The organism is Micrococcus luteus NCTC 2665, from assembly GCF_000023205.1.
GTDB lineage: Bacteria > Actinomycetota > Actinomycetes > Actinomycetales > Micrococcaceae > Micrococcus > Micrococcus luteus.
Map to the genome: position 1 here is coordinate 2,392,963 of NC_012803.1, position 19,406 is coordinate 2,412,368.

Genomic DNA, 19,406 nt, shown 5'->3' on the forward strand with positions numbered 1-19,406 from the left:
CGCAGACAAGAGGCGGGGCGCATCCGCCCGCCGCGCTAGCCTGGGCGCATGCCGCCCGCCCCCACCGCCCGTCTGCGCTTCCGCGAGATGGCCGACGCCGACCTCGACCACCTGGCCGGCCTCCTCGCCGATCCCGTGGTGATGCGCTTCTACCCCGCCCCGCGCACGCGCGCGGAGGCGGCGGCGTGGATCGCGGGCAACCGGCGCCGGTACGCGCAGGACGGGCACGGGCTGTGGATCATCGAGACCCACGACGACGCCGGGCCCGGCTTCGTCGGGGACTGCGGCCTGACCTGGCAGGAGGTCGACGGGGAGCCTCGCCTGGAGGTCGGCTACCACGTGCGGTCCGACCTGTGGGGGCGCGGTTACACGACCGAGGCGGCCGCCGCCTGCCGGGACCACGCCCGGGACGTGCTGGGGCACCACGAGCTCGTGGCGATCATCCACCCGGAGAACACGGCCTCGCGCCGGGTGGCCGAGCGGATCGGGATGACCGTGGTGGGTGAGGACCGCACCGGCGCGCCCGAGGCCCGCGCGGCTCTGGGGCTCGAGGCGCGCACCGTGCTGGGGATGAGGCTCCGGCCGGGCGCGTGAGGCGCGGCCCGGCCGGACGTCTCAGCCCCGGTCGCTCACTTGGCGTGGCGGGCGAGCAGCTCGCGGGCGGCGTCCAGGCCGCCGGCCTCGACGTCGTAGGAGCCGGTGGACGCGTGGTGGGCCTCGACCGCGTCGGTGATCCGGTAGTGGTCCGGGTTGCCGGGCGGGTCGGAGGTCTCCAGCACGTGGATCAGGTAGGTCTCGCCGGCGGCCAGGGCCTGGCGGTCGTCGCGCTCGTGATGGGTCATGACGTCCTCTCGGGTCGGCGCCCGGCGGGTCTGTCCCACCGGGGCGTGCGCACCAGGGTGGCGCATCGACGGCGGCGGGGCACAGTCCTGCCCGCCCGGCTCAGCGGTTGCCGGGGTGCTGCGGGTCGGCCGGGATGCCGCGGCTCAGGGGCTCCACGGGCGGGCCGCTCGTCTCCGGGGTCACGGGCGAGCCGGTGCGGGAGCCGCCGACCTCCGGGGTGTCCGGCACCTGATCGCCGGAGGGCTGGGCGCCGGAGCGCAGCGCCTCGAGCCGCGTCTCGAGGACCTGCACCACGGGCAGGCGGTCGCCGTGGGCGCGCTCGTAGGCGAGCAGCTGCTCCACCTGCGACTCGTCGAGGCCGGTGATCCGGGTCGGCAGCGTGCCGTTGGGGATGTGGTCGTAGTCCGGCAGGGGGAGCTCGTCGCGGTTCGGGGCGTTCGTCATGGCACTGTCCCTCTTCTCTCGTCGGGGTCCCTCGTCGGGATGCGTGGTCCACCCACGCTAGTGAAGGCCCCCGTCAGACGGCACCCCCTGCCGCCCCGCTCACCCGACCCCGTCCCGCCGCGCCCGCAGCACGATCTCCAGGTCGAACCGCGCGTCGGGGTCCTCGAGGGCCTCCCCGAACAGCTCGCGCAGCCGGCCCACCCGGTACCCCACGGTCTGGGGGTGCACGCCGAGCTCCGCGGCGATCGGCGCCCGCTGGCCCCAGTGCGTGAGCCAGGCGAGCAGGGTCTCCTCCAGCACCGCCCGCTTCGCCTCGCTCACCTCGTCCAGGGGCGCCAGCACGCGTTCGGCCAGCTGCGTCACGACGCGCGGCTCGGCCCCCAGCACCACGCGCGCCAGGTGGTCCGCGGCGAGGATCGGGGACGGGGCGCCGTCGTCGTCCTCCCCCTGCGCGGGCTCCGCCGTCCGGCCCGCCGCCTCCTGGACGGCCAGCGTGCGGGCCACGCGGTAGGAGTGGGGCACGAGCGGCCAGTCCACGGCCGGCCCGACGACGGCGGCCGTCCCCGCCAGCAGGCGCAGCATGCGCTCGCGGCGGCCCTGGGAGGGCGTCGCGTCGATCACGGCGACCACCTCCGAGTCCCGCTCCACCACGAGCCCGGCCCGGCCCAGCCTCTCCCGGACGGCGACGCCGGCGTCCGCGGGCAGCACCACCACCGCCAGCCGGCGCGGCAGCCGCCAGTCCGCGAGCGCGGCCAGCCGTTGCACCTCCTTCTCCTCGGTCCCGCCCCGGACCAGGGCGGTGGCGAGGGCGGCGCGGTGCAGCTCGAGCACGCCCGCCTGGGCGGACTGCGCCTCCGCGTACGCCTGGGCGCTGACGGAGGAGAGCTCGTCGATGTACGCCCAGATGGACTCGCCCAGCTCGATCACCACGGACATCTCCAGGCCCAGGCGCGCGCACTCGGCGGAGAGCTCGCGGAACACGATCCGCGCGGAGGTGCGGTACGCGCCGAGCAGGGCGTCCATGGAGCGCCCCTCGCGGAACTCGCCGGCCCCCAGGCGGGCCATGAGGACGCGGGACTCGCTGTTCAGGGCCGGGCGGGTGGTGCCGGGCAGGCTCATCAGCCGCTCGAGGGCGGTGGTCACGCCGGCGGTGAGGTTCTCGCCGTAGTGGCCGTCGCGCGCGGCGGCGTAGGCCGGGATCTGGTCCGGGACCGTCTGGATGATGCGCTCCATGATCCCGGGGATCGCCGTGGCCAGGCGCTCCGCGAGGTCGTCCGGGAGGGACTGCCAGGGCGGGCGCCAGTCGGGGGCGGGGGTGGTCTGCGTCACACTCAATCTTGTCTCCTCGCGATGAAGTGATGGCCCAGATCGTACGCTGAAGACGAAGAACTGCGGCATGCCGAGCCATAGACTGGAGCCATGGTCGGCCCGTCTCTGTTCTCCCGTCTGGCGTCGACGCTCCTGCACCCGCTCACCCCGCAGGACGTCCTCAGCCTGCTCGACCCCGTGCAATCCTCACGGCAGCTGCGCGGCGTGGTCACCTCCGTGACGCGCGAGACGCCCGGCACCGCCACCATCGCCTTCCGCCCGGGCCCGGGCTGGCGGGCCCACGACGCCGGCCAGTGGGCCCGCATCGGGGTGGACGTGGACGGCGTGCGCCAGTGGCGCTCCTACTCGCTCTCCGCTCCCGCGGGCGCCGACCCCGAGATCACGGTGTCCGACATCGGCCTCGTCTCCGGCACGCTCGTGCGCCGCACGAAGCCCGGCGACGTCCTGTTCCTCGACGTCCCCGAGGGCGACTTCACCCTCCCGGACGAGCCGCGCGCCCTGCTGATGCTCACGGCCGGCTCGGGCCTGACCCCGGTGATGTCCATGATCCGCACGCTCGTGCCGGCCCGCGCGGACGCCGACGTCGTGCTCATCCACTCCTCCCGCACCCCCGAGGACGCCCTGTTCCGCGAGGAGCTCGCCGAGCTGGCCGACCAGTTCCCGGGCCTGCGCGTGGTGCACCGCCACACCGCGGACGAGGGCCGCCTGGACCTGTCCTCCCCCGCCGAGCTCGAGGACCTGTGCCCCGACTGGCGCGACCGGGCGGCCTACGCGTGCGGCCCCGCCGAGTTCCTGGACGACGCCGAGGACCTCTGGCGACGCGAGGCCGGCGAGGACCTGCGCATCGAGCGCTTCCGCGCGGACTTCGCCGCGGGCGTGGCCGGCGCGGGCGGCCGCGTGGTGTTCGAGCACGCCGACGCCGAGGCCGACGCCCCCGGTGACGTGCCGCTGCTGATCGTGGCCGAGGAGGCCGGCGTCGCCGCCCCGTCCGGCTGCCGCATGGGCATCTGCCACGCCTGCCTGACCCCCCTGCGCTCCGGCCAGGTCACCGACCTGCGCTCCGGCGAAGTCCACGGCGAGCCCGGCGAGCTGATCCAGACCTGCGTGAGCGCCGCCGCCGGACCCGTGAGCCTCGACCTCTGACCTCCCGCGCCCCGCGTTCCGGCCGACCGGACCGCGCCCCCGACCTTCCTCCCGCCTCCCGATCCCGAAGGAGCACCTCATGACACAGACCCTCCCGACCACCGATCGCCCCGGCGCCACCGCCCCGGACGACCTGCGCCTGGCCATCCCGGGCACCACGGTGCGCGGCCGCACCGCGCGCGTCCTGCCCGCGGACCGCCCGGACACCACCAGCTGGGCCCCGCAGGACGCCGGGCGTCCCGCGGAGTCCCCGGCGGACTCCCCCGCCGACGCCGCCACCGCCGACGTCGCCCCCCAGACCCCCGACGCCGCCACCCGCCCGGCCGCGAACGCGAAGCCGGGCCTGCTGGGCGAGGTCGGCAGCCCGGCCGTGCGCCCCCCGGGCGCCGCGCACCTGACGGACGAGCAGGTGGCCGAGCTCGGCCGCGAGCTCGACGCCATCCGCGACGACGTCCTCTCCCGCCGCGGCGCCTCCGACGCCGCCTACATCCGCCGCGTCATCCGCCTGCAGCGCTGGCTCGAGATCGGCGGCCGCGCCGCCCTGCTGAACGCCAAGCACCCGGCCGCGTTCGTGGCCGGCACCGCGATGCTCACGGTCGCGAAGATCGTGGAGAACATGGAGATCGGCCACAACGTGCTCCACGGCCAGTGGGACTGGATGCGCGACCCGGACATCCACTCCACCACCTGGGAGTGGGACTTCGTGACGCCGTCGCGCGCGTGGCAGAACACCCACAACGACCTGCACCATCGCTGGACCAACGTGATCGGCAAGGACCGGGACGTGGGCTACAACGTGCTGCGCATGGACGAGTCCGAGCCGTGGCGGCCCCGTCACGTGCTCAACCCCGTGATCAACGCGGGCCTCGCCCCGATCTTCGAGTGGGGCATCGCCCTGTACGACCTCGAGCTGGACCGCGTGCGGGCCGGCGAGAAGTCCCGCGCGGAGCTGATGACGGACCTGCGCTCGGTGGGCGTGAAGGCCTCGCGTCAGTTCGCGAAGGACTACGTGGCCACCCCTGCCGTGGCCGAGTTCCTCACCGGCTCCGGGAAGGCGGCGCTGATCGCCGGGCTGCTCGCCAACGGCCTGCGCAACATCTGGGCGCACTCCGTGATCTTCTGCGGCCACTTCCCCGAGGGCGCCGAGACGTTCTCCGAGGAGATGGTGGACGGGGAGACCCGCGGCGACTGGTACGTGCGCCAGATGATCGGCTCCGCGAACATCTCCGGCTCGAAGCTCATGCACTTCATGACCGGCAACCTCTCCCACCAGGTGGAGCACCACCTGTTCCCGGACCTGCCCTCCAACCGGTACGGCGAGGTGGCGCCGAAAGTCCGCGAGATCTGCGCCCGCTACGGCCTGCCCTACACCACGGGCCCGCTGCTGAAGCAGGTCGGCTCCGCGTGGAAGAAGGTGTTCCGGCTCGCCCTGCCGTGAGCCGCTCAGGCGCACGACGACGACGGCGGGAGGGGTGCGTCCCCTCCCGCCGTCATGGTGGGGTCAGCCCTTCACGCCGCCGGCCGTGAGGCCGGAGACGATGTACCGCTGCAGGAAGAGGAACAGCGCCATCACGGGCAGGGCCGCCAGCACGGCGCCGGCCGCGAACACGCCCCAGTTCTCGGAGCGGGTCTCCGAGACGTAGCCGTAGAGCCCCACCGCGAGCGTCTGCGCGGACGGGTCCGTGAGCACCACAGAGGCGATCACGAACTCCGAGACCGTGGTGATGAAGGACAGCAGGGCCACCACCGCGAGGATGGGGGTCACCAGGCGCAGGATGATCGAGAAGAAGATCCGCGCATGCGAGGCGCCGTCGAGCTTGGCGGCCTCGTCCAGCGAGGGCGGGATGGTGTTGAAGAACCCGTACATCAGGTACGTGTTCACGCCGAGGGCGCCGCCCAGGTACACGAGGATGAGGCCGAGCTGCGAGCCGATGCCCAGCACGGGCACCAGGTTGCCGATGTAGGTCAGCAGCAGGAAGATCGCCACCACCGCGAGCAGCTGCGGGAACATCTGCACCAGCAGCAGCGTCAGCAGCCCCACGCGCCGGCCGGTGAACCGCATGCGGGAGAACGCGTACGCGGCCAGGGCGCCGAGGAACACCGTCATCACGGACGTGACGATCCCGATCACCATCGTGTTGATGAACCAGCGGCCGAAGGGCCGGTTCGGGTCGTTGAACAGGTCCACGTAGTTCTGCCCGCTGAACGAGGAGAACAGCCGGTTCGAGCTGGCCATCGTGCCGGTCGGGTCCAGCGACGCGGAGAGCACGTACAGCAGCGGGAACAGCGCGAACGCGCTGGCCACCACGCCCACGACGTGGCGCCAGCCCAGCTCCCGCATCCAGCGGCCGAACGAGCGGCGCCGTCGCGGCGGGGCCGGGTCCTCCCCCCAGCGCAGCGGGTCCGTCTCCTGCTGCGCCAGGGCGGCGGCGAGGGGCGAGGTGGGGGCGGCCGCCTCGGGGGCGCCCGGCCGGGGCCGGCCGGAATCCTGGGGGATGCTCACTTGTCGATCTCCTCGAGCGCCTTGGTCTGCCGGAAGCTGATGGCCGAGATGGTGGCCACGATCAGGAAGATCACGATGGACAGGGCCGAGGCCAGGCCGTAGTCACGCCCCACCCCGCTGAACGCCGTCTTGTAGACCACCGTGATCAGCAGGTCCGTGGCGCCGATGTTCGAGCCCGCGTCCGGGAAGCGCGGCCCGCCGCCCGTCAGCATGTAGATGATGTTGAAGTTGTTGAAGTTGAACGCGAACGAGGAGATCAGCAGCGGCGCCACCGAGACCAGCAGCAGGGGCAGCTTGATGGCGCGGAAGATGCGCCACGGGCCGGCGCCGTCCATGCGGGCGGCCTCGTCCACGTCCTCGGGCAGCGACTGCAGGGCGCCCGTGGTCACCAGGAACATGTAGGGGAAGCCCAGCCAGAGGTTCACCACCAGCACGGAGAGCCGGGCCAGCCACGGGTCCGTGAGCCACGGGATGTCCGCGCCGCCGAAGAACACGTTGTTGACGAAGCCGAACTCCGGGTTGAGCAGACCCGCCCACACGAGGCCGGACAGGAACGCCGGGAACGCGTACGGCAGGATCATCATCACCCGGTAGACCTTCTTGCCGCGCATGTCCGCGCGGTTGAAGGCCATCGCCAGCAGCAGCCCGACGGCGAACGTCGTGGCCACGCTCAGGAACGCGAACGCGAAGGTCCACACGGTGACCCGGATGAGGGGGTCCCGCAGCTCGGGGTCGGTGAACGCCCGGGTGAAGTTGTCCAGGCCCACGAACACCCGCCAGCCGGTCTGCAACGTGCTGCCGTCGGCCGCCTGGAACTGGCCCTCGCCGTTGTCCCGGTACTCCGCGCCGCTCTCGAGGTCGGTGAAGGTGTCCCGCGCCTCGTCGTACTCCAGGCGCGGCGAGTACACGTAGCCGCGCGAGCCGTCACGCGTCTCCAGGGTGCCGTCCGCGGGGTCGTCGCTCAGGGGGACCTTCAGCTGGGTGACCTGGTCCTGCCGCTGCAGCAGGTCCCCGAACCGCAGGGTGGTGTAGCCCTCCACCCCCACCGGCTCCCCGTCCTGCATGAGGGCCTCGACCGGCTCCAGCTCCTGGTCCGCGCCGCCCAGGACGGGCTGGCCGTCCCGCTCGGTGAGGAGGTACAGCTCGCCGCCCTCCTCCAGCACGGTGATGTCGTACACCGGGGACTCCGGCACGCGGATGGAGGAGGATCGCTGGATGATCTCGATCGCCGCGGCCTTGTCCGAGTTGTGCCCGGCGCCGTAGTTCGTGAAGGCGATGTAGGAGGAGTAGACCACCACGAACACCTGGAACAGCACCAGGAAGAACAGTCCCGGGGCGAGGTACTTGGCCGGCAGGCCGCCGCGGCGCAGGTAGATCCAGTTGATGCCGAGCGTGACCGCCAGGGTCACCGCGAACACCACCCAGTCCCCCGCGGCCGCGAGCTGGAACAGCAGGAACGCCGCGAAGGCGTCCACGAGCCCCAGCAGGACGATCTTGGTCAGCGTGCCGCCCAGGCCCTCGGGGCCGCGGGAGTCCGCACGACGACGCCGGCCCCGGCCGGTGCGGCGCGCGCCGTCGTCGAGGTCGACGGCGGTGCCGGACCGGTGCGACGTGGTGGAAGACGAGCTCATAGTTCCTCATCCGGCCCGAGGGCCTGCCGTGGGAGGGGGGTGCGCGCCGCCCCGGCGCGGGGTCGCGGTCCCGTCCGGCGCCCGTGGGCGCCGGACGGGACCGCAGCGGGTCACCGGGTCACCGGATCACTGGCCGATGCGGCCCTCGATGTCGGAGATCATCTTCTGCCAGGTCTGGACCGGATCGCCCTCACCCTTGATGATGCTCATCTCGGCGCCGCCCCAGAACTCGAAGACCGCTCCCATCTCGGGGGCCGCCGGCATGGGGACGCCGTCCTCACCGATCTCGCCGAACGCCTTGACGGTCTCGTCCGAGGCCGCCTTGTCGAAGGAGGCGGTCAGCGCCGGGGGACGCTTGCCCTCGGCGTAGAGCGCGTCCTGGGCCGCCTCGGTGGAGAGGTAGTTGACCACGAACTCGTTGGCGGCCAGCTGGTTCTCCGACTCCGAGGAGACGAAGAAGGCGTTGACGCCCACGAAGGGCTGCGCGGGCTGGTCGCCCATGGACGGGATGGCCTCGACCTCGAAGTCGACGCCGGCCGCCTCGGCCTCCTCGACGTTCCACGGGCCGGTGATGAAGTAGGCCGCGTTGCCTGCGTTGAACTGCTCCTTGGCGATGTCCGCGGTCATGTTCGGGTTCAGCACCCCGGACTCGCCATACTCCGCCAGCTTCTTGGCGAAGGCCTCGCCCTCGGCGCCGCCCATGGCCAGCGAGCCGGCGTCGTACGAGCCGTCCTCGGCCTGTTCGAACACGGGGGCGCCCATGGAGGTCTGGAACGGGTACAGGTGGTACGGGTCGCCGTTGACGGCGTCCAGGCCCACCACGAACGGGTACTCGGCCTCGCCGGCGTCGACGGCCTTCTGGCCCTCGGCGATCATCTCGTCGAAGGAGGCCGGGGTGGACTCGGCCAGCTCGGTGTTGCGCAGGATGGCGATGTTCTCCACGGAGTACGGCACGCCCCAGGTCTGGCCCTCGTAGGTGACGGCCTGCACGGAGGACTCCACGAAGTCGTCCGCCGCGTCGCCGAGCTCGAGGGGCTCGATGGTGCCGTTCTGCACGAGCGAGCCGATCCAGTCGTGGGCGCCCACGATCACGTCCGGGCCCTCGCCCGTGGGGGTCTGGGTGATGAAGTCGTCCTTCATCGTGGAGTTGTCCTTGACCACGAGCTCCACCGTGATCCCGGTGTCCTCCTTGAAGTCCTCCGCCACGGCCTGCAGCGGCTCCTGGCGGTTCTGGTCCACCCACATGGTGATCGTGGTGGCGCCGGCCTCGGACAGGTCCTGGCTGGGGGACGCGGCGGCCGTGCCCTGGTCGGTCGCGCCGGCCGGGGAGGAGGACGCCGGGGCGGGGGAGCCGCCGCCGCACGCGGTGAGCGCGAGGGCGGAGAACGCCGCCGTGAGGGTCAGGCTGAGCGGACGGCGGAGACCGCCGGTCGTCGTCGACTGCATGGTGTGCCTTTCACGAGGGGTGGCGGCCCGCGGCGAGCGCCGGCCGGTGCGCCGCCGGCGGCGGGCCCCGTGCTGAGACGGCGCCCGCCTCCGGTGGCTGAGGGGGTCAGTCCCCAGAAGTGTAAACGTTTCCACTGTGAGGGGCTACACAGTGGATCAATCCCGCATGGTGCCGGGGATGGAGAGGCCGCGCAGTGCCCCGGATCACCCGCGCACGGCGGTGGAAGCGCTTCCACCGCCCGGGCGCCGGTGCCGTACGCTGGTGCCACGCATCGACCCCCGGCCCGCCGACGTCGTGCGCCCAGCCCACCGCAGAGCCCCACGACCGCAGGAGGAGGACCGCCGATGGCCGGCATCAAGGACGTCGCCCGCATGGCCGGCGTGTCCACCGCCACCGCGTCCCGCGCGCTCACCGGCTCCGGCCCGGTGGCCGCCGCGACGCGCGCCCGCGTCCAGGAGGCCGTCGCCACGCTCGGCTACGTGGCGGACTCCGCCGCCTCGTCGCTCGCCTCGGGCCGCACCCGCAACATCGGGCTCGTGACCCCCTCGGTCCACCGCTGGTTCTTCGCCGCCGTCCTCGAGGGCGCCGCGGACGAGCTGGTCCGGCACGGATACGACCTGACGCTCTACGACGTCGGCCAGGACCCCGACCGCCGGGCCGGCGTCATCGCCGACCTGCTGCCCCGGCGGCGGCTGGACGCCCTGATCACCCTCTCCTTCCGGCTGAGCGTGTTCGAGCTCGCCGGGCTCGAACGCCTCGGCCGGCCCGTCATCGCCGTCGGCGGCCGCCTGCCGGCGGGTGAGACGCTGCCGGACTGGTTCACCGCGATCCAGGTGGACCACGCCCGCGCCGCGCGGATGGCCACCGAGCACCTGCTGGAGCTCGGCCACCGGGACATCGCCTACGTGGGCCGCGTGGACGAGGACATCGAGTTCCAGGTCAGCACCGAGCGCACCCGCGGATTCCTGCACGCCCTCGCCGCCACCGGGGTGCGGACGCCGGCGGACTGGATGGTGCCCGCGGACTTCACCGTCGGCGGCACCTACCATCGGGCCCGCGCCCTCCTCGCCGACCCGCAGCACCGGCCGACGGCGGTCATGTGCATCTCGGACGAGATGGCCATGGGCGCCTGGATGGCGGCCCACTCCCTGGGGCTGCGCGTGCCCGAGGACGTCTCCGTGATGGGCCTCGACGGCCACCCCGAGGCCGCCCGCCTGGGCATCAGCACCGTGGACCAGACCCCGCTCGACCAGGGCCGGCGCGCGGTCCGGCTGGCGCTCGGCGCCCTCGACGGCACCACCCACCCCCACCGGATCACCCACCACCTGGCGCTGCGCCCCCGGGCGAGCACCGCCCCGCCGTAGACCGGCACACCCGACCCCCCGCCCACCGCACTCCTTCACCCCGGATCGTCGGGCACGTACCTGCCCGTGAAAGGAACCCCACCATGGCCTCCGTGTCCTTCCGCTCCGCCAGCCGCCAGTTCCCCGGCGCGCCCCGCCCCGCCGTCGACTCCCTCGACCTGGAGATCGCCGACGGCGAGTTCCTCGTGCTCGTGGGCCCCTCCGGCTGCGGCAAGTCCACCTCCCTGCGCATGCTCGCCGGCCTCGAGGAGCTCTCCCGCGGCAGCATCCTCATCGGCGACCGCGACGTCACCGACGTCGACCCCAAGGACCGGGACATCGCGATGGTGTTCCAGAACTACGCCCTGTACCCGCACATGACCGTGGCGGACAACATGGGCTTCGCGCTGAAGATCGCGGGCGTCTCTGCGGACGAGCGGCGTCGTCGCGTCGAGGACGCCGCGAAGCTGCTGGACCTCACCGAGTACCTGGACCGCAAGCCGAAGGCCCTCTCCGGCGGCCAGCGTCAGCGCGTGGCCATGGGCCGCGCGATCGTGCGCGACCCGCAGGTGTTCCTCATGGACGAGCCCCTGTCCAACCTGGACGCGAAGCTGCGCGTGCAGACCCGCGCCCAGATCGCGAACCTGACCCGCCGCCTGGGCACCACCACCGTGTACGTGACCCACGACCAGACCGAGGCCATGACCATGGGCGACCGCGTGGCGGTCCTCAAGGACGGCCGCCTGCAGCAGGTGGACACCCCCCGCAACCTCTACGAGCGCCCGGTGAACGTGTTCGTGGCCGGGTTCATCGGCTCCCCCGCCATGAACATCTTCCGCATGCCCGCCACGGCCGAGGGCGTGCGTTGGGGCGAGACGGTCATCCCCGTGCCGCGGGAGGACCTGGCCGACGCCGGCACCGCGGTGGACCTCGGCGTGCGACCGGAGAACCTGGTGATCAGCGACGACGCCGCCGGCCTGCCCGTCGAGGTGGACACCGTGGAGGAGCTCGGCGCCGACGCCTACGTGTACGGGCACGCGACGATCGGCGGCGAGGAGCGGCTGATCACCCTGCGGACGGTGGGCTACACGGCGCCGGAGAAGGGCTCCGTGGTGCACGTGGTCCCGGACCCGGAGCGCGTGCACCTGTTCCACGCCGAGACGGGCGAGCGCCTCAACCGCTGAGCCGCGGGGCGGAGGAGCCGCTCAGGCCTGGGGCTGCGTCCGGGCCAGCTCGGCGAGGCGGTCGATCGACGCGCGCAGCTGCTCGGGGCCGGTGCGCAGGGCGCGGCGGATGCGGCCCGGGTCGGTCAGCTCGGTCCAGTCGTAGGTGTGGGTGACGCGGCAGCGGGGCTCGTCCCCGATCCCCTCGACCTCCCAGCGCCAGAGTTGGCCGAAGGGCTCCCCGCCGACCTCGGAGGGCTTCCACGCGATGCGGCGGCCCTCCTCGAACTCGACCACGTGGTTCGCCCGGTCCACGCCCTTGCGCAGGGTCATCACGAACACGTCCCCCGCGGCGGTCACCCGCTGGCCGGGCTCGGCCTGGGCGAGGTTGTCGTTGCCGTCCCACTCGGGCTGGCGGGCCGGGTCCGCGATCAGCTCGAAGACGACGCCGGCGGGCGCGTCGACCTCCCGGCTCGCGGTGGTCACGCGGTCCTGAGGTGCCGGCAGGGCGGTCTCGTCGATGTGTTCCATGCGGTCAGGGTAGGCCGCGCGGCGCGCACCGCCGGAGAGCCGGCCTGCGGACGGGCGGGCCCGGACCGGGCCGCCGCCGTCGCCGACTGCCTCCAGCGCCGCCCAGCCCAGCCCTGCCCAGCCCAGCCCCGCGCTTCGGAGGCACGACACGCCGCATGCCCGTGGGCGATGCGGGGTGTCGTGCCCCCGGAGCCGGCCGAGGGTCAGAGGCCGACGGCGTCCACCCCGTACTCGGCCTGGGAGGCCGTGTACCCCTCGAACATGAGCTGGTCGATCAGGCCCGACCGGGAGAACCCGGTGAAGTCCAGGTACGACTCCGCCGCCTTGGCCGCCTGCTCGTTGTAGTCGATCGACAGCCCGTCCACGGCCGCCGTGGCGTGGGCGGTCGAATAGCCCTCGAACTCCAGCTGGTCGATCAGCCCGGGGCGCGAGAAGGCCGTGAAGTCCAGATAGGACTCTGCCGATTTGACCGCCTGCGCCGCGTAGTCCACGTCCAGGCTGTCCACGGCCGCGGTGGCGTCCGCAGTGGAGAAGCCCTCGAACTCCAGCTGATCGATCAGCCCGGAGCGCGAGAAGGCCGTGAAGTCCAGGTACGACTGCGCACTGCGCACCGCCTGCCGACCCGCGGCGGTCAGGTCCGCGCCGACCGTCGTGGCGGAGTCCTCCTCCTCGGCGGCTGCGGACTCGGCTTCCGCGGCGGCAGCCGCCTCGGCCGCAGCCTCCCGTTCCGCCTCCGCGGCGGCCGACTCCTCCGCCTCGCGGGCACGGGCGGCTTCCGCCTCGGCCTCCGCCTCGCGGGACGCCTCCGCCTCGGCCTCGGCCGCCCGGGAGGACTCCGCGGCCTCGCTCGCGCTGGCCGCGGCCGCGGAGGACGAGGCTGCCGCGGCGGCGTCGGAGGCCTTCGCCGAGGACGAGGCTGCGGCCGATGACGTGCGCGGGGACGACGACGCGGCCTGAGTGGTCGGAGCCGAGGACGTCGCGGCCGCGGTCGTGGCGGCCGCGGTGGTCGCGGCCGCGCCGGGGGCCGGGTCCCCGTCGGCGCAGCCGGTGAGCAGGGCCAGCGAGGTGAGGCCGGCCGTGAGGAGCAGGGCGGGTCGGGTGTGGCGAGGACGGAGCATGGCGCTCTCCTTTTATGGGGCTGGAGGCGGAGGCCTCCGGCGATGGGAAGCAAGCGCTCGGCGAGCGCTCACCTGCCTCACAGTAAGAACGCGGCGGACACGATAAGCCCTCCGACCCCCGGCGACGCCTTCCCGGCCGGCCTCCCCGCCCGTGCCGTGTCCGGGGCCCGGGGTACGCTCCGGCCATGGCACTGAAGTGGTACACCCTCGTCGTCGACTGCCGGGATCCCCAGGCCCAGGCCCATTGGTGGGCGCGGGCCCTGGACTGGGAGGTCGTGCACGACACCCCGGAGGAGGCCGTGGCCGTCCCGAAGGGGGTGGGCGAGGAGCCCGTCGCGGACCCGGACGAGTGGCGCGCACGCGGGCAGGGCCTCGTGTTCGTGCCCGTGCCGGAGGGCAAGACGGTGAAGAACCGCCTCCACATCGACCTGGCCCCGCACACCTCCCAGGACCGCGACGCCGAGATCGCCCGGCTCGAGGACCTCGGCGCCACGCGCGTGGACGTCGGCCAGGACGAGGGCGACGTCACCTGGACGGTCCTCGCCGACCCCGAGGGCAACGAGTTCTGCGTCCTCTCCAGCCGTGACCGCTGATCGCGCCGCCGCCCCGGCCGCCACCCCCGACGCCGCCCCGGCCGCCGTCGTCGTCCGCACGGCGACCGCCGCGGACACCGACGGGATCGTGGCCGTCTGGGACGCCGTGTTCCCGGAGTACAACGACCCCGCGGCCCCGCAGCGCCACCCGCGCGGGAGCATCGAGCGCAAGCTGGCCTGGGACGACATGCTGTGGGTCGCCGAGCGCGACGGGCGGATCGTGGGCACCGTGCTCGGCGGCTACGACGGGCACCGCGGCTGGCTCTACTCCCTCGCGGTGCTGCCGGAGCTGCGCGGGCTGGGGGTGGCCCGCCGGCTCGTGCGCGCGGCGGAGGAGCGCCTGGCGGCGGAGGGCTGCCCGCGCGTGAACGTGCAGGTCTACTCGCACAACGCCGAGGGCGTCGCGTTCTGGGAGACCCTGGGCTACGCGAACGGGCCGATCTTCAACCTCGCCCGCTCCCTGCTCTGACCGGGCCGGCCCCGCCTCAGATCAGGCCGAGCGCGGTCAGCTTCGCCGCGGTCTCCTCATTGGTGGGCTCGACCTGGTGCTCGCCGTCGGGGAAGACCACCACGGGGATGTTCGTGCGCCCCGAGATCCGCTCGGCGGCGTCCGCCTGCGCGGGGTCGGCCACGAGGTCCACGTAGTCGTAGGCGACGCCGAGCTCGTCGAGCTGGCGCTTGGTGCGCAGGCAGTCGCGGCACCAGTCGGCGCCGTAGACGGTGAGGGCGGGGGCGTTCTGGCTCATGGGGCCAGCGTAGTGAGGGGTGGGATGCTGGTCCCATGCCCGCGCACCCCTCCCCCACCGGCCGCACCGTCCACCTCTCCGCCTCCGGGGAGGACGCCCGGATCGCTCCGGACGAGCTCGGCGGTCTCATCCTGGAGATCGGGGGCGCGGTGCAGTCCCACGTGGACCAGGCCGATCCCACGGCCGTCCGGTACGAGTACCTGCGGCGGGTGGCCAACGTGCTCGACGGCGTCGCCCCGGCGGGCGCGCCCCTGCGGGTCCTGCACCTGGGCGCCGGGGCGCTGACCCTGCCGCGGTACGTGCAGGCCACGCGCCCCGGCTCGGAGCAGACGGCCGTGGACCTGGACCGTGAGCTCGTCTCCTTCGTCCTCGCCGAGCTGCCCCTGCCGGCCGGCACGGACCTGGTCTCGGTGGTGGCGGACGCCCGCCTCGCCGCCGTCGACCTGCTGATGGACGGGGAGCGCTTCGACGCCGTCGTGCTGGACATCGGCACCGGCGAGGACGGGGCCGCGCATCTGCGGGGCGCCGAGTTCTACGGGGAGCTGCTCGGCCTGCTGACCGAGGCGGGGGTGCTGCTGGTGAACATCGGCGACGACGACGGCCTGCGCTTCCTCGGCCGCGAGCTGCGGGAGATGGAGGCGGCGTGCGCCGAGGCGGACGTGCCCGGGCCGTGGACGCTGGCGTCCACCGCGATGCTCGAGCGGCTCGAGCTCGGCAATGCGGTCCTCGCCGCCGGGCCCGCCCTGCGCGGCGGCCCAGTCGGCGACGCCCGGAGCGATGCCGACGACGCCGGCCCGCTCACCCCCGCCGCCCTGCTCGCCCGGGGCCCGCACCCCGGCGCCGTGCTGGACGAGGCCGAGTCGGCCGCGCTGGCACGGCGGACCACCGGCCGCTGAGCCGCGCTGTGCCCGCCGTGAAACCCCGGGCGCGGCGCCGTCGTCGTGCCTAGGGTGGGGACATGGACCGCCAGGACACCCAGGACACCCTCGCGGGGGCCCGGCCCACGGACCACGCCGCCCTCGCCGCGGACGCGCCCGCCGAGACCGCGCCCGCCCCCGCGGAGGCGCCGCCCGCCTTCACCTTCCTCACCGCCGACCCCGCCACGGGCGGGGACGCGGCCGCCTGCCGACTGGACGGGACCTGCTGATGAGCCTCTTCGAGACCGCCGACGACCGCGTGAGCGTGGACGTCTGGAGCGACGTCATGTGCCCCTTCTGCCTGATCGGCGACCGCCTGCTCGACCAGGCCGCCGCCCGGGCCGACCACCCTGTGCAGGTGCGCTACCACTCGTACCAGCTGCAGCCGGACCTGCCCGCGGACCGCACCCGCCCCGTGCTGGACATGCTCGTGGACGCCAAGCGCATGCCCCGCGAGCAGGTCGAGGAGATGGACCGGCAGATCACCGCGCGCGGCGCCGAGGTGGGCGTGGAGTTCCGCCAGGACATCGCCCTGGCCGTGAACACCCGCGACGCCCACCGCCTCAGCCACGTGGCCGGGGACCAGGGGCTGCAGCACGCGATGATGCAGCGCCTGTTCCGCGCCTACTTCACGCAGGGGCGCAACGTGGCCGACCACGAGGTGCTCGCGGACCTGGCCGCCGAGGTCGGCCTGGGCCGCCAGGCCGCGCTGGACGCGCTCGCCTCGGACGCGCACGCGGACACGGTGGACGCGGACGTGGCGGCCGCACGTCGCCTGGGGATCGGCGGCGTGCCGTTCTTCGTGGTGGACGGGAAGTACGCGATCTCCGGCGCCCAGCCGCTCGAGGTGTTCGAGCGGGCCCTGGCCGCCGCGTGGGCGGACAAGGACGACGCCGGCCCGCCTGCGGGCTGAGTCAGGCGCAGGCCGGCCCGCGGGCTGAGTCAGGCGCAGGCCGGCCCGCGGGCTGAGTCAGGCGCGGTCCTGCGACGTGCAGATGCAGGACCGGTTGCCGTCGACGTCCTCGACCACCCAGAACGAGGGCGCCGCGGCGTCGCTGACGAGCCGCCCGCCGGCGTCGAGGGCGGCCCGCAGGCGCGCCTCGGCCTCCTCGGGGGCCACCCACACGTCGAAGTGCCAGCGCTGCTCCACCTCCGGCCCGGGCAGCGGCGCCTCGCCCGCCGAGCCCTCCGCGGCGGGGCCCTGCCACCAGAGGGTCGGGGCCTGCAGGCTGGGGTCGGCGACCTCGCCCTCGTGCATGACCCGCGCCCCGAGCAGGGCGGCGTAGAACCGGGCGTGCTCCTCGCCGCGGGCGGTGTCCAGGCCGATCTCCACGCGGGAGAGGCCGCCGGGGTCGGCGCGGATGCCCAGCTCCTCGGCGAGGGCGCTGACGCGGCGGGCCAGGCGCACGTCGCGCGAGGTCACCCCGCCGACGTCGTGGCTGGAGAGCGTGAGGAGCACGTCGCCGTAGGTGAGGGTGGTCTCGGGGTGGTGGTCCGCGGCCTCGGCGGCGGCCCCGATGCGGGCGACGAACTCCAACCCGGTGGCGTAGTCCGCGGGGACGAAGCGGGCGTGCAGGCGGCCGGCGAGCAGCCGCCAGTCGGCGAGCTCCTCCGCGGCGACCTCGGGGGTGGACAGGCGACGGCGGGGGTCCGGTGCGTTCTCACTCATGCGGCCACTCTCCAGCGCCGCGCCCGCCGCGGCAAGGGGCCTACGGTGGAGCCATGACCCACCGTGCGGACCCTCCCGCCCCCGCCGCGCCGCGGGCGGGCCGACGTCGTGCGCTCGTGGCGGCCGCCGCCGTCGTGGTGCTGCTGACCGGGCTGGGGGTGCGCCTGCTGCTCACGGGGGCGTGGACCGGCCCCACGGGCGACGTGCTCTACGCCGTGCTCGTCCACCTGGGGATCGCGTTCCTGCTGCCGCGGCGCTCGCCGTGGACCGTGGGCGCGCTCGCCTTGGCGTTCTGCACGGCGATCGAGCTGTTCCAGCTCACCGGCCTGCCGCTGGCCTGGGCGCAGGCGTTCCCGCCGGCGCGGCTGGTGTTCGGCACCTCGTTCATGGCGGCGGACCTGGCGCTCTACGCGCTCGGCGTCGCCGGGGCGACGGCGGCGGACCTCCTCGCCGGGCGCGCCCGACGACGACGGCCGGGTCAGGCCCGGGGCACCAGCTCGTCGTCGACGTAGACCCGCCCGGAGACCCGCAGTCCCGCGAGCGTCATGACCACGCCGGAGCAGGCCAGCAGGACCAGCACGGTGGTCCAGCCCCCCGTCAGATCGTGCACGAGCCCCACGAGGAACGGGCCGATCGCCGCCAGGACGTAGCCCACGGGCTGCGCGAACCCGGAGAGCCGCGCGGTGACGTGCGGGTCCCGGCTGCGCGCGGGGATCAGCGCGATCACCGTGGGGAACGCGAAGCCGCCGATCCCCAGGATCACGGCCCACAGCCACACCCCCGCGGTCGGGGCCCACAGCATCCCCAGGTAGCCCAGCGAGGTCATCGCGCCGAACAGCACCATCCACGGGGCCAGCGTCCGCGCGCGGCTGATCACCGTGGGCATCAGCAGCGCCCCCGCGATCCCGAGGCCCGCCGTGACCGCGACCGCCGCGCCGGACACGCCCGCGGGCAGGCCGGCGTCGCGCAGGATCTGCGGCACCCACGCGAACTGGACGTACGCGTTCATGGACTGCACGCCGAACAGGAGGGTCAGCGCCAGCGCCGTCGGCGAGCGCAGCAGGCTCCCGCCGGCCCCCGCCGTCGCGCCGACCGCCGGGAAGTCGTGGCCCGTGCGTCGTGCCACGAGCGCCCACACCACCAGCGGCACCAGGGCGACCGCGCCCCACACCCCCAGGGCCCACCGCCAGCCCTCGCCGCCGTCGGGGCCCGCGGCGGCGATCGGCGCCGTGACGAGCGCCCCCGCCGACCCGCCGAGCGTGAGGAACACGCTGTAGACCGTCATCAGGGCCGTGGTCCGATGCGCCGCGTGCAGCTTGATCCACGCCGGGACCAGCACGTTGCCCAGCGCCATGCCGGACAGCGCGACCACCGTCAGCGCCAGGAACAGGCCCGCGTCCTGCACCGTGGCCCGCGCACCCAGGCCCACGGCCATCAGCCCCGCCCCGACCGCCAGGGACGTGGACATGCCCAGCCGGGCCCCGACCCGCACCGCCGCGAAGCCCACCGCCCCGAACACGAGCCCCGGCAGCGCCGCCAGCAGGCCCGCGAGGCTGCCGGTCAGCCCGAGCGAGCCCGAGAGCTCCTGGAGCACCGGCCCCAGCGTCGTGGCGCCGGGACGCAGGTTGAGGGCGAGCACCAGGACGGCGGTCAGCGCGAGGGCGGACGGGACGGCCGCGCCGGCAGGCCGGCGTCGACGGGCGCGCGCGGGCCGCGGGCCGGAAGGAGTGGAGGACACCCGACAGTTCTACACCGCGCGGGGGTTGAGCCGCCGCGCGAGCGCGTGGCCCGGGGCCCGGACGGCCGCCCCCGCGCGTCGACTCCCGGGCCCGGCCCCCGTGCGCGATCCCGCCGGCGGGCGCCCGACCCTGGCCGAAGACCTGAAAATCTGAAATAGTTGATGGCAGACGTCGAGGGTGGCGGATCCCCCCGCCGCCCCGTCCCGAGCGAAGGAGTGACCCCATGTAGGCATGGCAGTTCAACGGC

General features: G+C 74.2%; 22 protein-coding genes. 11 read left to right on the top strand and 11 right to left on the bottom strand.

Translation table 11 applies throughout. From position 1 onward, the window contains the following. Positions 1-48 precede the first annotated feature (48 nt). Positions 49-594 (top strand): GNAT family N-acetyltransferase, encoded by a 546-nt coding sequence (locus tag MLUT_RS22625; protein ID WP_010079882.1) that lies wholly within the window; start codon positions 49-51, stop codon positions 592-594. 35 nt (positions 595-629) lie between these two features. Here the strand turns inward: MLUT_RS22625 and MLUT_RS22630 are convergent, their stop codons facing one another. The 3 genes from MLUT_RS22630 to MLUT_RS22640 all read right to left on the bottom strand — a co-directional run bounded on the left by MLUT_RS22630 (position 630) and on the right by MLUT_RS22640 (position 2,616). Next, complete coding sequence (locus MLUT_RS22630) at positions 630-842, bottom strand: hypothetical protein (RefSeq protein WP_010079881.1); 213 nt, start codon at positions 840-842, stop codon at positions 630-632. A gap of 100 nt (positions 843-942) precedes the next feature. Then, positions 943-1,287 carry a DUF8129 domain-containing protein gene (locus MLUT_RS22635; protein ID WP_010079880.1) on the bottom strand — a complete coding sequence of 115 codons (345 nt, stop codon included), beginning with the start codon at positions 1,285-1,287 and terminating at the stop codon, positions 943-945. A 99-nt stretch (positions 1,288-1,386) separates the two neighbouring features. Next, positions 1,387-2,616: a PucR family transcriptional regulator gene (locus MLUT_RS22640; protein WP_010079879.1), complete on the bottom strand. Its 1,230-nt coding sequence runs from the start codon at positions 2,614-2,616 to the stop codon at positions 1,387-1,389. A 90-nt stretch (positions 2,617-2,706) separates the two neighbouring features. On the opposite strand from MLUT_RS22640, the gene MLUT_RS22645 reads away from it, so the two are divergent. Both MLUT_RS22645 and MLUT_RS22650 read left to right on the top strand, forming a co-directional pair. After that, positions 2,707-3,759 (top strand): ferredoxin reductase, encoded by a 1,053-nt coding sequence (locus tag MLUT_RS22645; RefSeq protein ID WP_010079878.1) that lies wholly within the window; start codon positions 2,707-2,709, stop codon positions 3,757-3,759. A gap of 79 nt (positions 3,760-3,838) precedes the next feature. Beyond that, a complete protein-coding gene (locus MLUT_RS22650; protein WP_012751140.1) occupies positions 3,839-5,197 on the top strand; it encodes a fatty acid desaturase family protein in 1,359 nt (452 codons plus the stop codon). 63 nt (positions 5,198-5,260) lie between these two features. Here MLUT_RS22650 and MLUT_RS22655 read toward each other — a convergent pair whose 3' ends face one another. The 3 genes from MLUT_RS22655 to MLUT_RS22665 all read right to left on the bottom strand — a co-directional run bounded on the left by MLUT_RS22655 (position 5,261) and on the right by MLUT_RS22665 (position 9,339). Next, a complete protein-coding gene (locus tag MLUT_RS22655) occupies positions 5,261-6,181 on the bottom strand; it encodes a sugar ABC transporter permease (RefSeq protein ID WP_043055236.1) in 921 nt (306 codons plus the stop codon). A 77-nt stretch (positions 6,182-6,258) separates the two neighbouring features. Next, positions 6,259-7,893, bottom strand: a complete 1,635-nt coding sequence (locus MLUT_RS22660) for an ABC transporter permease subunit (protein WP_010079874.1) — start codon at positions 7,891-7,893, stop codon at positions 6,259-6,261. A 126-nt stretch (positions 7,894-8,019) separates the two neighbouring features. Next, positions 8,020-9,339, bottom strand: coding sequence for a sugar ABC transporter substrate-binding protein (locus tag MLUT_RS22665; RefSeq protein WP_012751142.1), 1,320 nt, complete (start codon positions 9,337-9,339; stop codon positions 8,020-8,022). A 345-nt stretch (positions 9,340-9,684) separates the two neighbouring features. Between MLUT_RS22665 and MLUT_RS22670 the strand changes: the two genes are divergently transcribed. Together MLUT_RS22670 and MLUT_RS22675 are read left to right on the top strand one after the other, a co-directional pair. Then, the gene (locus MLUT_RS22670) at positions 9,685-10,704 is read left to right on the top strand and encodes a LacI family DNA-binding transcriptional regulator (RefSeq protein ID WP_010079873.1); all 1,020 of its coding nucleotides are present in this window, start codon (positions 9,685-9,687) and stop codon (positions 10,702-10,704) included. An 83-nt stretch (positions 10,705-10,787) separates the two neighbouring features. Beyond that, positions 10,788-11,867, top strand: a complete 1,080-nt coding sequence (locus MLUT_RS22675; RefSeq protein WP_010079872.1) for an ABC transporter ATP-binding protein — start codon at positions 10,788-10,790, stop codon at positions 11,865-11,867. A gap of 21 nt (positions 11,868-11,888) precedes the next feature. Here MLUT_RS22675 and MLUT_RS22680 read toward each other — a convergent pair whose 3' ends face one another. Beyond that, a complete protein-coding gene (locus MLUT_RS22680) occupies positions 11,889-12,377 on the bottom strand; it encodes an SRPBCC family protein (RefSeq protein WP_010079871.1) in 489 nt (162 codons plus the stop codon). A gap of 203 nt (positions 12,378-12,580) precedes the next feature. Next, on the bottom strand, positions 12,581-13,495 hold the full coding sequence (locus MLUT_RS22685) for an Ltp family lipoprotein (RefSeq protein WP_010079870.1): 915 nt from the start codon (positions 13,493-13,495) through the stop codon (positions 12,581-12,583). A gap of 185 nt (positions 13,496-13,680) precedes the next feature. Here MLUT_RS22685 and MLUT_RS22690 point away from each other — a divergent pair, with 185 nt between their 5' ends. Beyond that, positions 13,681-14,088: a VOC family protein gene (locus MLUT_RS22690; RefSeq protein WP_010079869.1), complete on the top strand. Its 408-nt coding sequence runs from the start codon at positions 13,681-13,683 to the stop codon at positions 14,086-14,088. Next, a complete protein-coding gene (locus MLUT_RS22695; protein WP_010079868.1) occupies positions 14,078-14,557 on the top strand; it encodes a GNAT family acetyltransferase in 480 nt (159 codons plus the stop codon). The genes MLUT_RS22690 and MLUT_RS22695 overlap by 11 nt, the downstream gene beginning before the upstream one ends. A gap of 16 nt (positions 14,558-14,573) precedes the next feature. Here the strand turns inward: MLUT_RS22695 and MLUT_RS22700 are convergent, their stop codons facing one another. Then, complete coding sequence (locus tag MLUT_RS22700) at positions 14,574-14,834, bottom strand: glutaredoxin family protein (protein WP_010079867.1); 261 nt, start codon at positions 14,832-14,834, stop codon at positions 14,574-14,576. A 35-nt stretch (positions 14,835-14,869) separates the two neighbouring features. Here MLUT_RS22700 and MLUT_RS22705 point away from each other — a divergent pair, with 35 nt between their 5' ends. From MLUT_RS22705 to MLUT_RS22715, 3 genes are all read left to right on the top strand, one after another. Then, complete coding sequence (locus MLUT_RS22705) at positions 14,870-15,730, top strand: spermidine synthase (protein ID WP_012751144.1); 861 nt, start codon at positions 14,870-14,872, stop codon at positions 15,728-15,730. A gap of 62 nt (positions 15,731-15,792) precedes the next feature. After that, a complete protein-coding gene (locus tag MLUT_RS22710; RefSeq protein WP_010079864.1) occupies positions 15,793-15,981 on the top strand; it encodes a hypothetical protein in 189 nt (62 codons plus the stop codon). Next, on the top strand, positions 15,981-16,664 hold the full coding sequence (locus MLUT_RS22715; RefSeq protein WP_010079863.1) for a DsbA family oxidoreductase: 684 nt from the start codon (positions 15,981-15,983) through the stop codon (positions 16,662-16,664). The genes MLUT_RS22710 and MLUT_RS22715 overlap by 1 nt, the downstream gene beginning before the upstream one ends. A gap of 57 nt (positions 16,665-16,721) precedes the next feature. On the opposite strand, the gene MLUT_RS22720 is transcribed toward MLUT_RS22715, so the two are convergent. Then, entirely contained in the window at positions 16,722-17,420 is a 699-nt protein-coding gene (locus MLUT_RS22720; protein ID WP_010079862.1) for a 4a-hydroxytetrahydrobiopterin dehydratase, read from the bottom strand. Positions 17,421-17,473: 53 nt separating this feature from the next. On the opposite strand from MLUT_RS22720, the gene MLUT_RS22725 reads away from it, so the two are divergent. After that, positions 17,474-17,932 carry a ribosomal maturation YjgA family protein gene (locus MLUT_RS22725; protein ID WP_010079861.1) on the top strand — a complete coding sequence of 153 codons (459 nt, stop codon included), beginning with the start codon at positions 17,474-17,476 and terminating at the stop codon, positions 17,930-17,932. Here the strand turns inward: MLUT_RS22725 and MLUT_RS22730 are convergent. Further along, a complete protein-coding gene (locus MLUT_RS22730; RefSeq protein WP_010079860.1) occupies positions 17,899-19,158 on the bottom strand; it encodes an MFS transporter in 1,260 nt (419 codons plus the stop codon). The two genes, MLUT_RS22725 and MLUT_RS22730, sit on opposite strands and share 34 nt — an antisense overlap. Positions 19,159-19,406: the final 248 nt, after the last annotated feature.

Bases quoted from the DNA above. Each gene is read 5' to 3' on its own strand.
- MLUT_RS22630 (WP_010079881.1), bottom strand. From the start codon at position 842: ATGACCCATCACGAGCGCGACGACCGCCAGGCCCTGGCCGCCGGCGAG.
- MLUT_RS22650 (WP_012751140.1), top strand. From the start codon at position 3,839: ATGACACAGACCCTCCCGACCACCGATCGCCCCGGCGCCACCGCCCCG.
- MLUT_RS22635 (WP_010079880.1), bottom strand. From the start codon at position 1,287: ATGACGAACGCCCCGAACCGCGACGAGCTCCCCCTGCCGGACTACGAC.
- MLUT_RS22690 (WP_010079869.1), top strand. From the start codon at position 13,681: ATGGCACTGAAGTGGTACACCCTCGTCGTCGACTGCCGGGATCCCCAG.
- MLUT_RS22625 (WP_010079882.1), top strand. From the start codon at position 49: ATGCCGCCCGCCCCCACCGCCCGTCTGCGCTTCCGCGAGATGGCCGAC.
- MLUT_RS22665 (WP_012751142.1), bottom strand. From the start codon at position 9,339: ATGCAGTCGACGACGACCGGCGGTCTCCGCCGTCCGCTCAGCCTGACC.
- MLUT_RS22670 (WP_010079873.1), top strand. From the start codon at position 9,685: ATGGCCGGCATCAAGGACGTCGCCCGCATGGCCGGCGTGTCCACCGCC.
- MLUT_RS22645 (WP_010079878.1), top strand. From the start codon at position 2,707: ATGGTCGGCCCGTCTCTGTTCTCCCGTCTGGCGTCGACGCTCCTGCAC.
- MLUT_RS22705 (WP_012751144.1), top strand. From the start codon at position 14,870: ATGCCCGCGCACCCCTCCCCCACCGGCCGCACCGTCCACCTCTCCGCC.
- MLUT_RS22685 (WP_010079870.1), bottom strand. From the start codon at position 13,495: ATGCTCCGTCCTCGCCACACCCGACCCGCCCTGCTCCTCACGGCCGGC.
- MLUT_RS22680 (WP_010079871.1), bottom strand. From the start codon at position 12,377: ATGGAACACATCGACGAGACCGCCCTGCCGGCACCTCAGGACCGCGTG.
- MLUT_RS22660 (WP_010079874.1), bottom strand. From the start codon at position 7,893: ATGAGCTCGTCTTCCACCACGTCGCACCGGTCCGGCACCGCCGTCGAC.
- MLUT_RS22720 (WP_010079862.1), bottom strand. From the start codon at position 17,420: ATGAGTGAGAACGCACCGGACCCCCGCCGTCGCCTGTCCACCCCCGAG.
- MLUT_RS22715 (WP_010079863.1), top strand. From the start codon at position 15,981: ATGAGCCTCTTCGAGACCGCCGACGACCGCGTGAGCGTGGACGTCTGG.
- MLUT_RS22675 (WP_010079872.1), top strand. From the start codon at position 10,788: ATGGCCTCCGTGTCCTTCCGCTCCGCCAGCCGCCAGTTCCCCGGCGCG.
- MLUT_RS22725 (WP_010079861.1), top strand. From the start codon at position 17,474: ATGACCCACCGTGCGGACCCTCCCGCCCCCGCCGCGCCGCGGGCGGGC.
- MLUT_RS22700 (WP_010079867.1), bottom strand. From the start codon at position 14,834: ATGAGCCAGAACGCCCCCGCCCTCACCGTCTACGGCGCCGACTGGTGC.
- MLUT_RS22710 (WP_010079864.1), top strand. From the start codon at position 15,793: ATGGACCGCCAGGACACCCAGGACACCCTCGCGGGGGCCCGGCCCACG.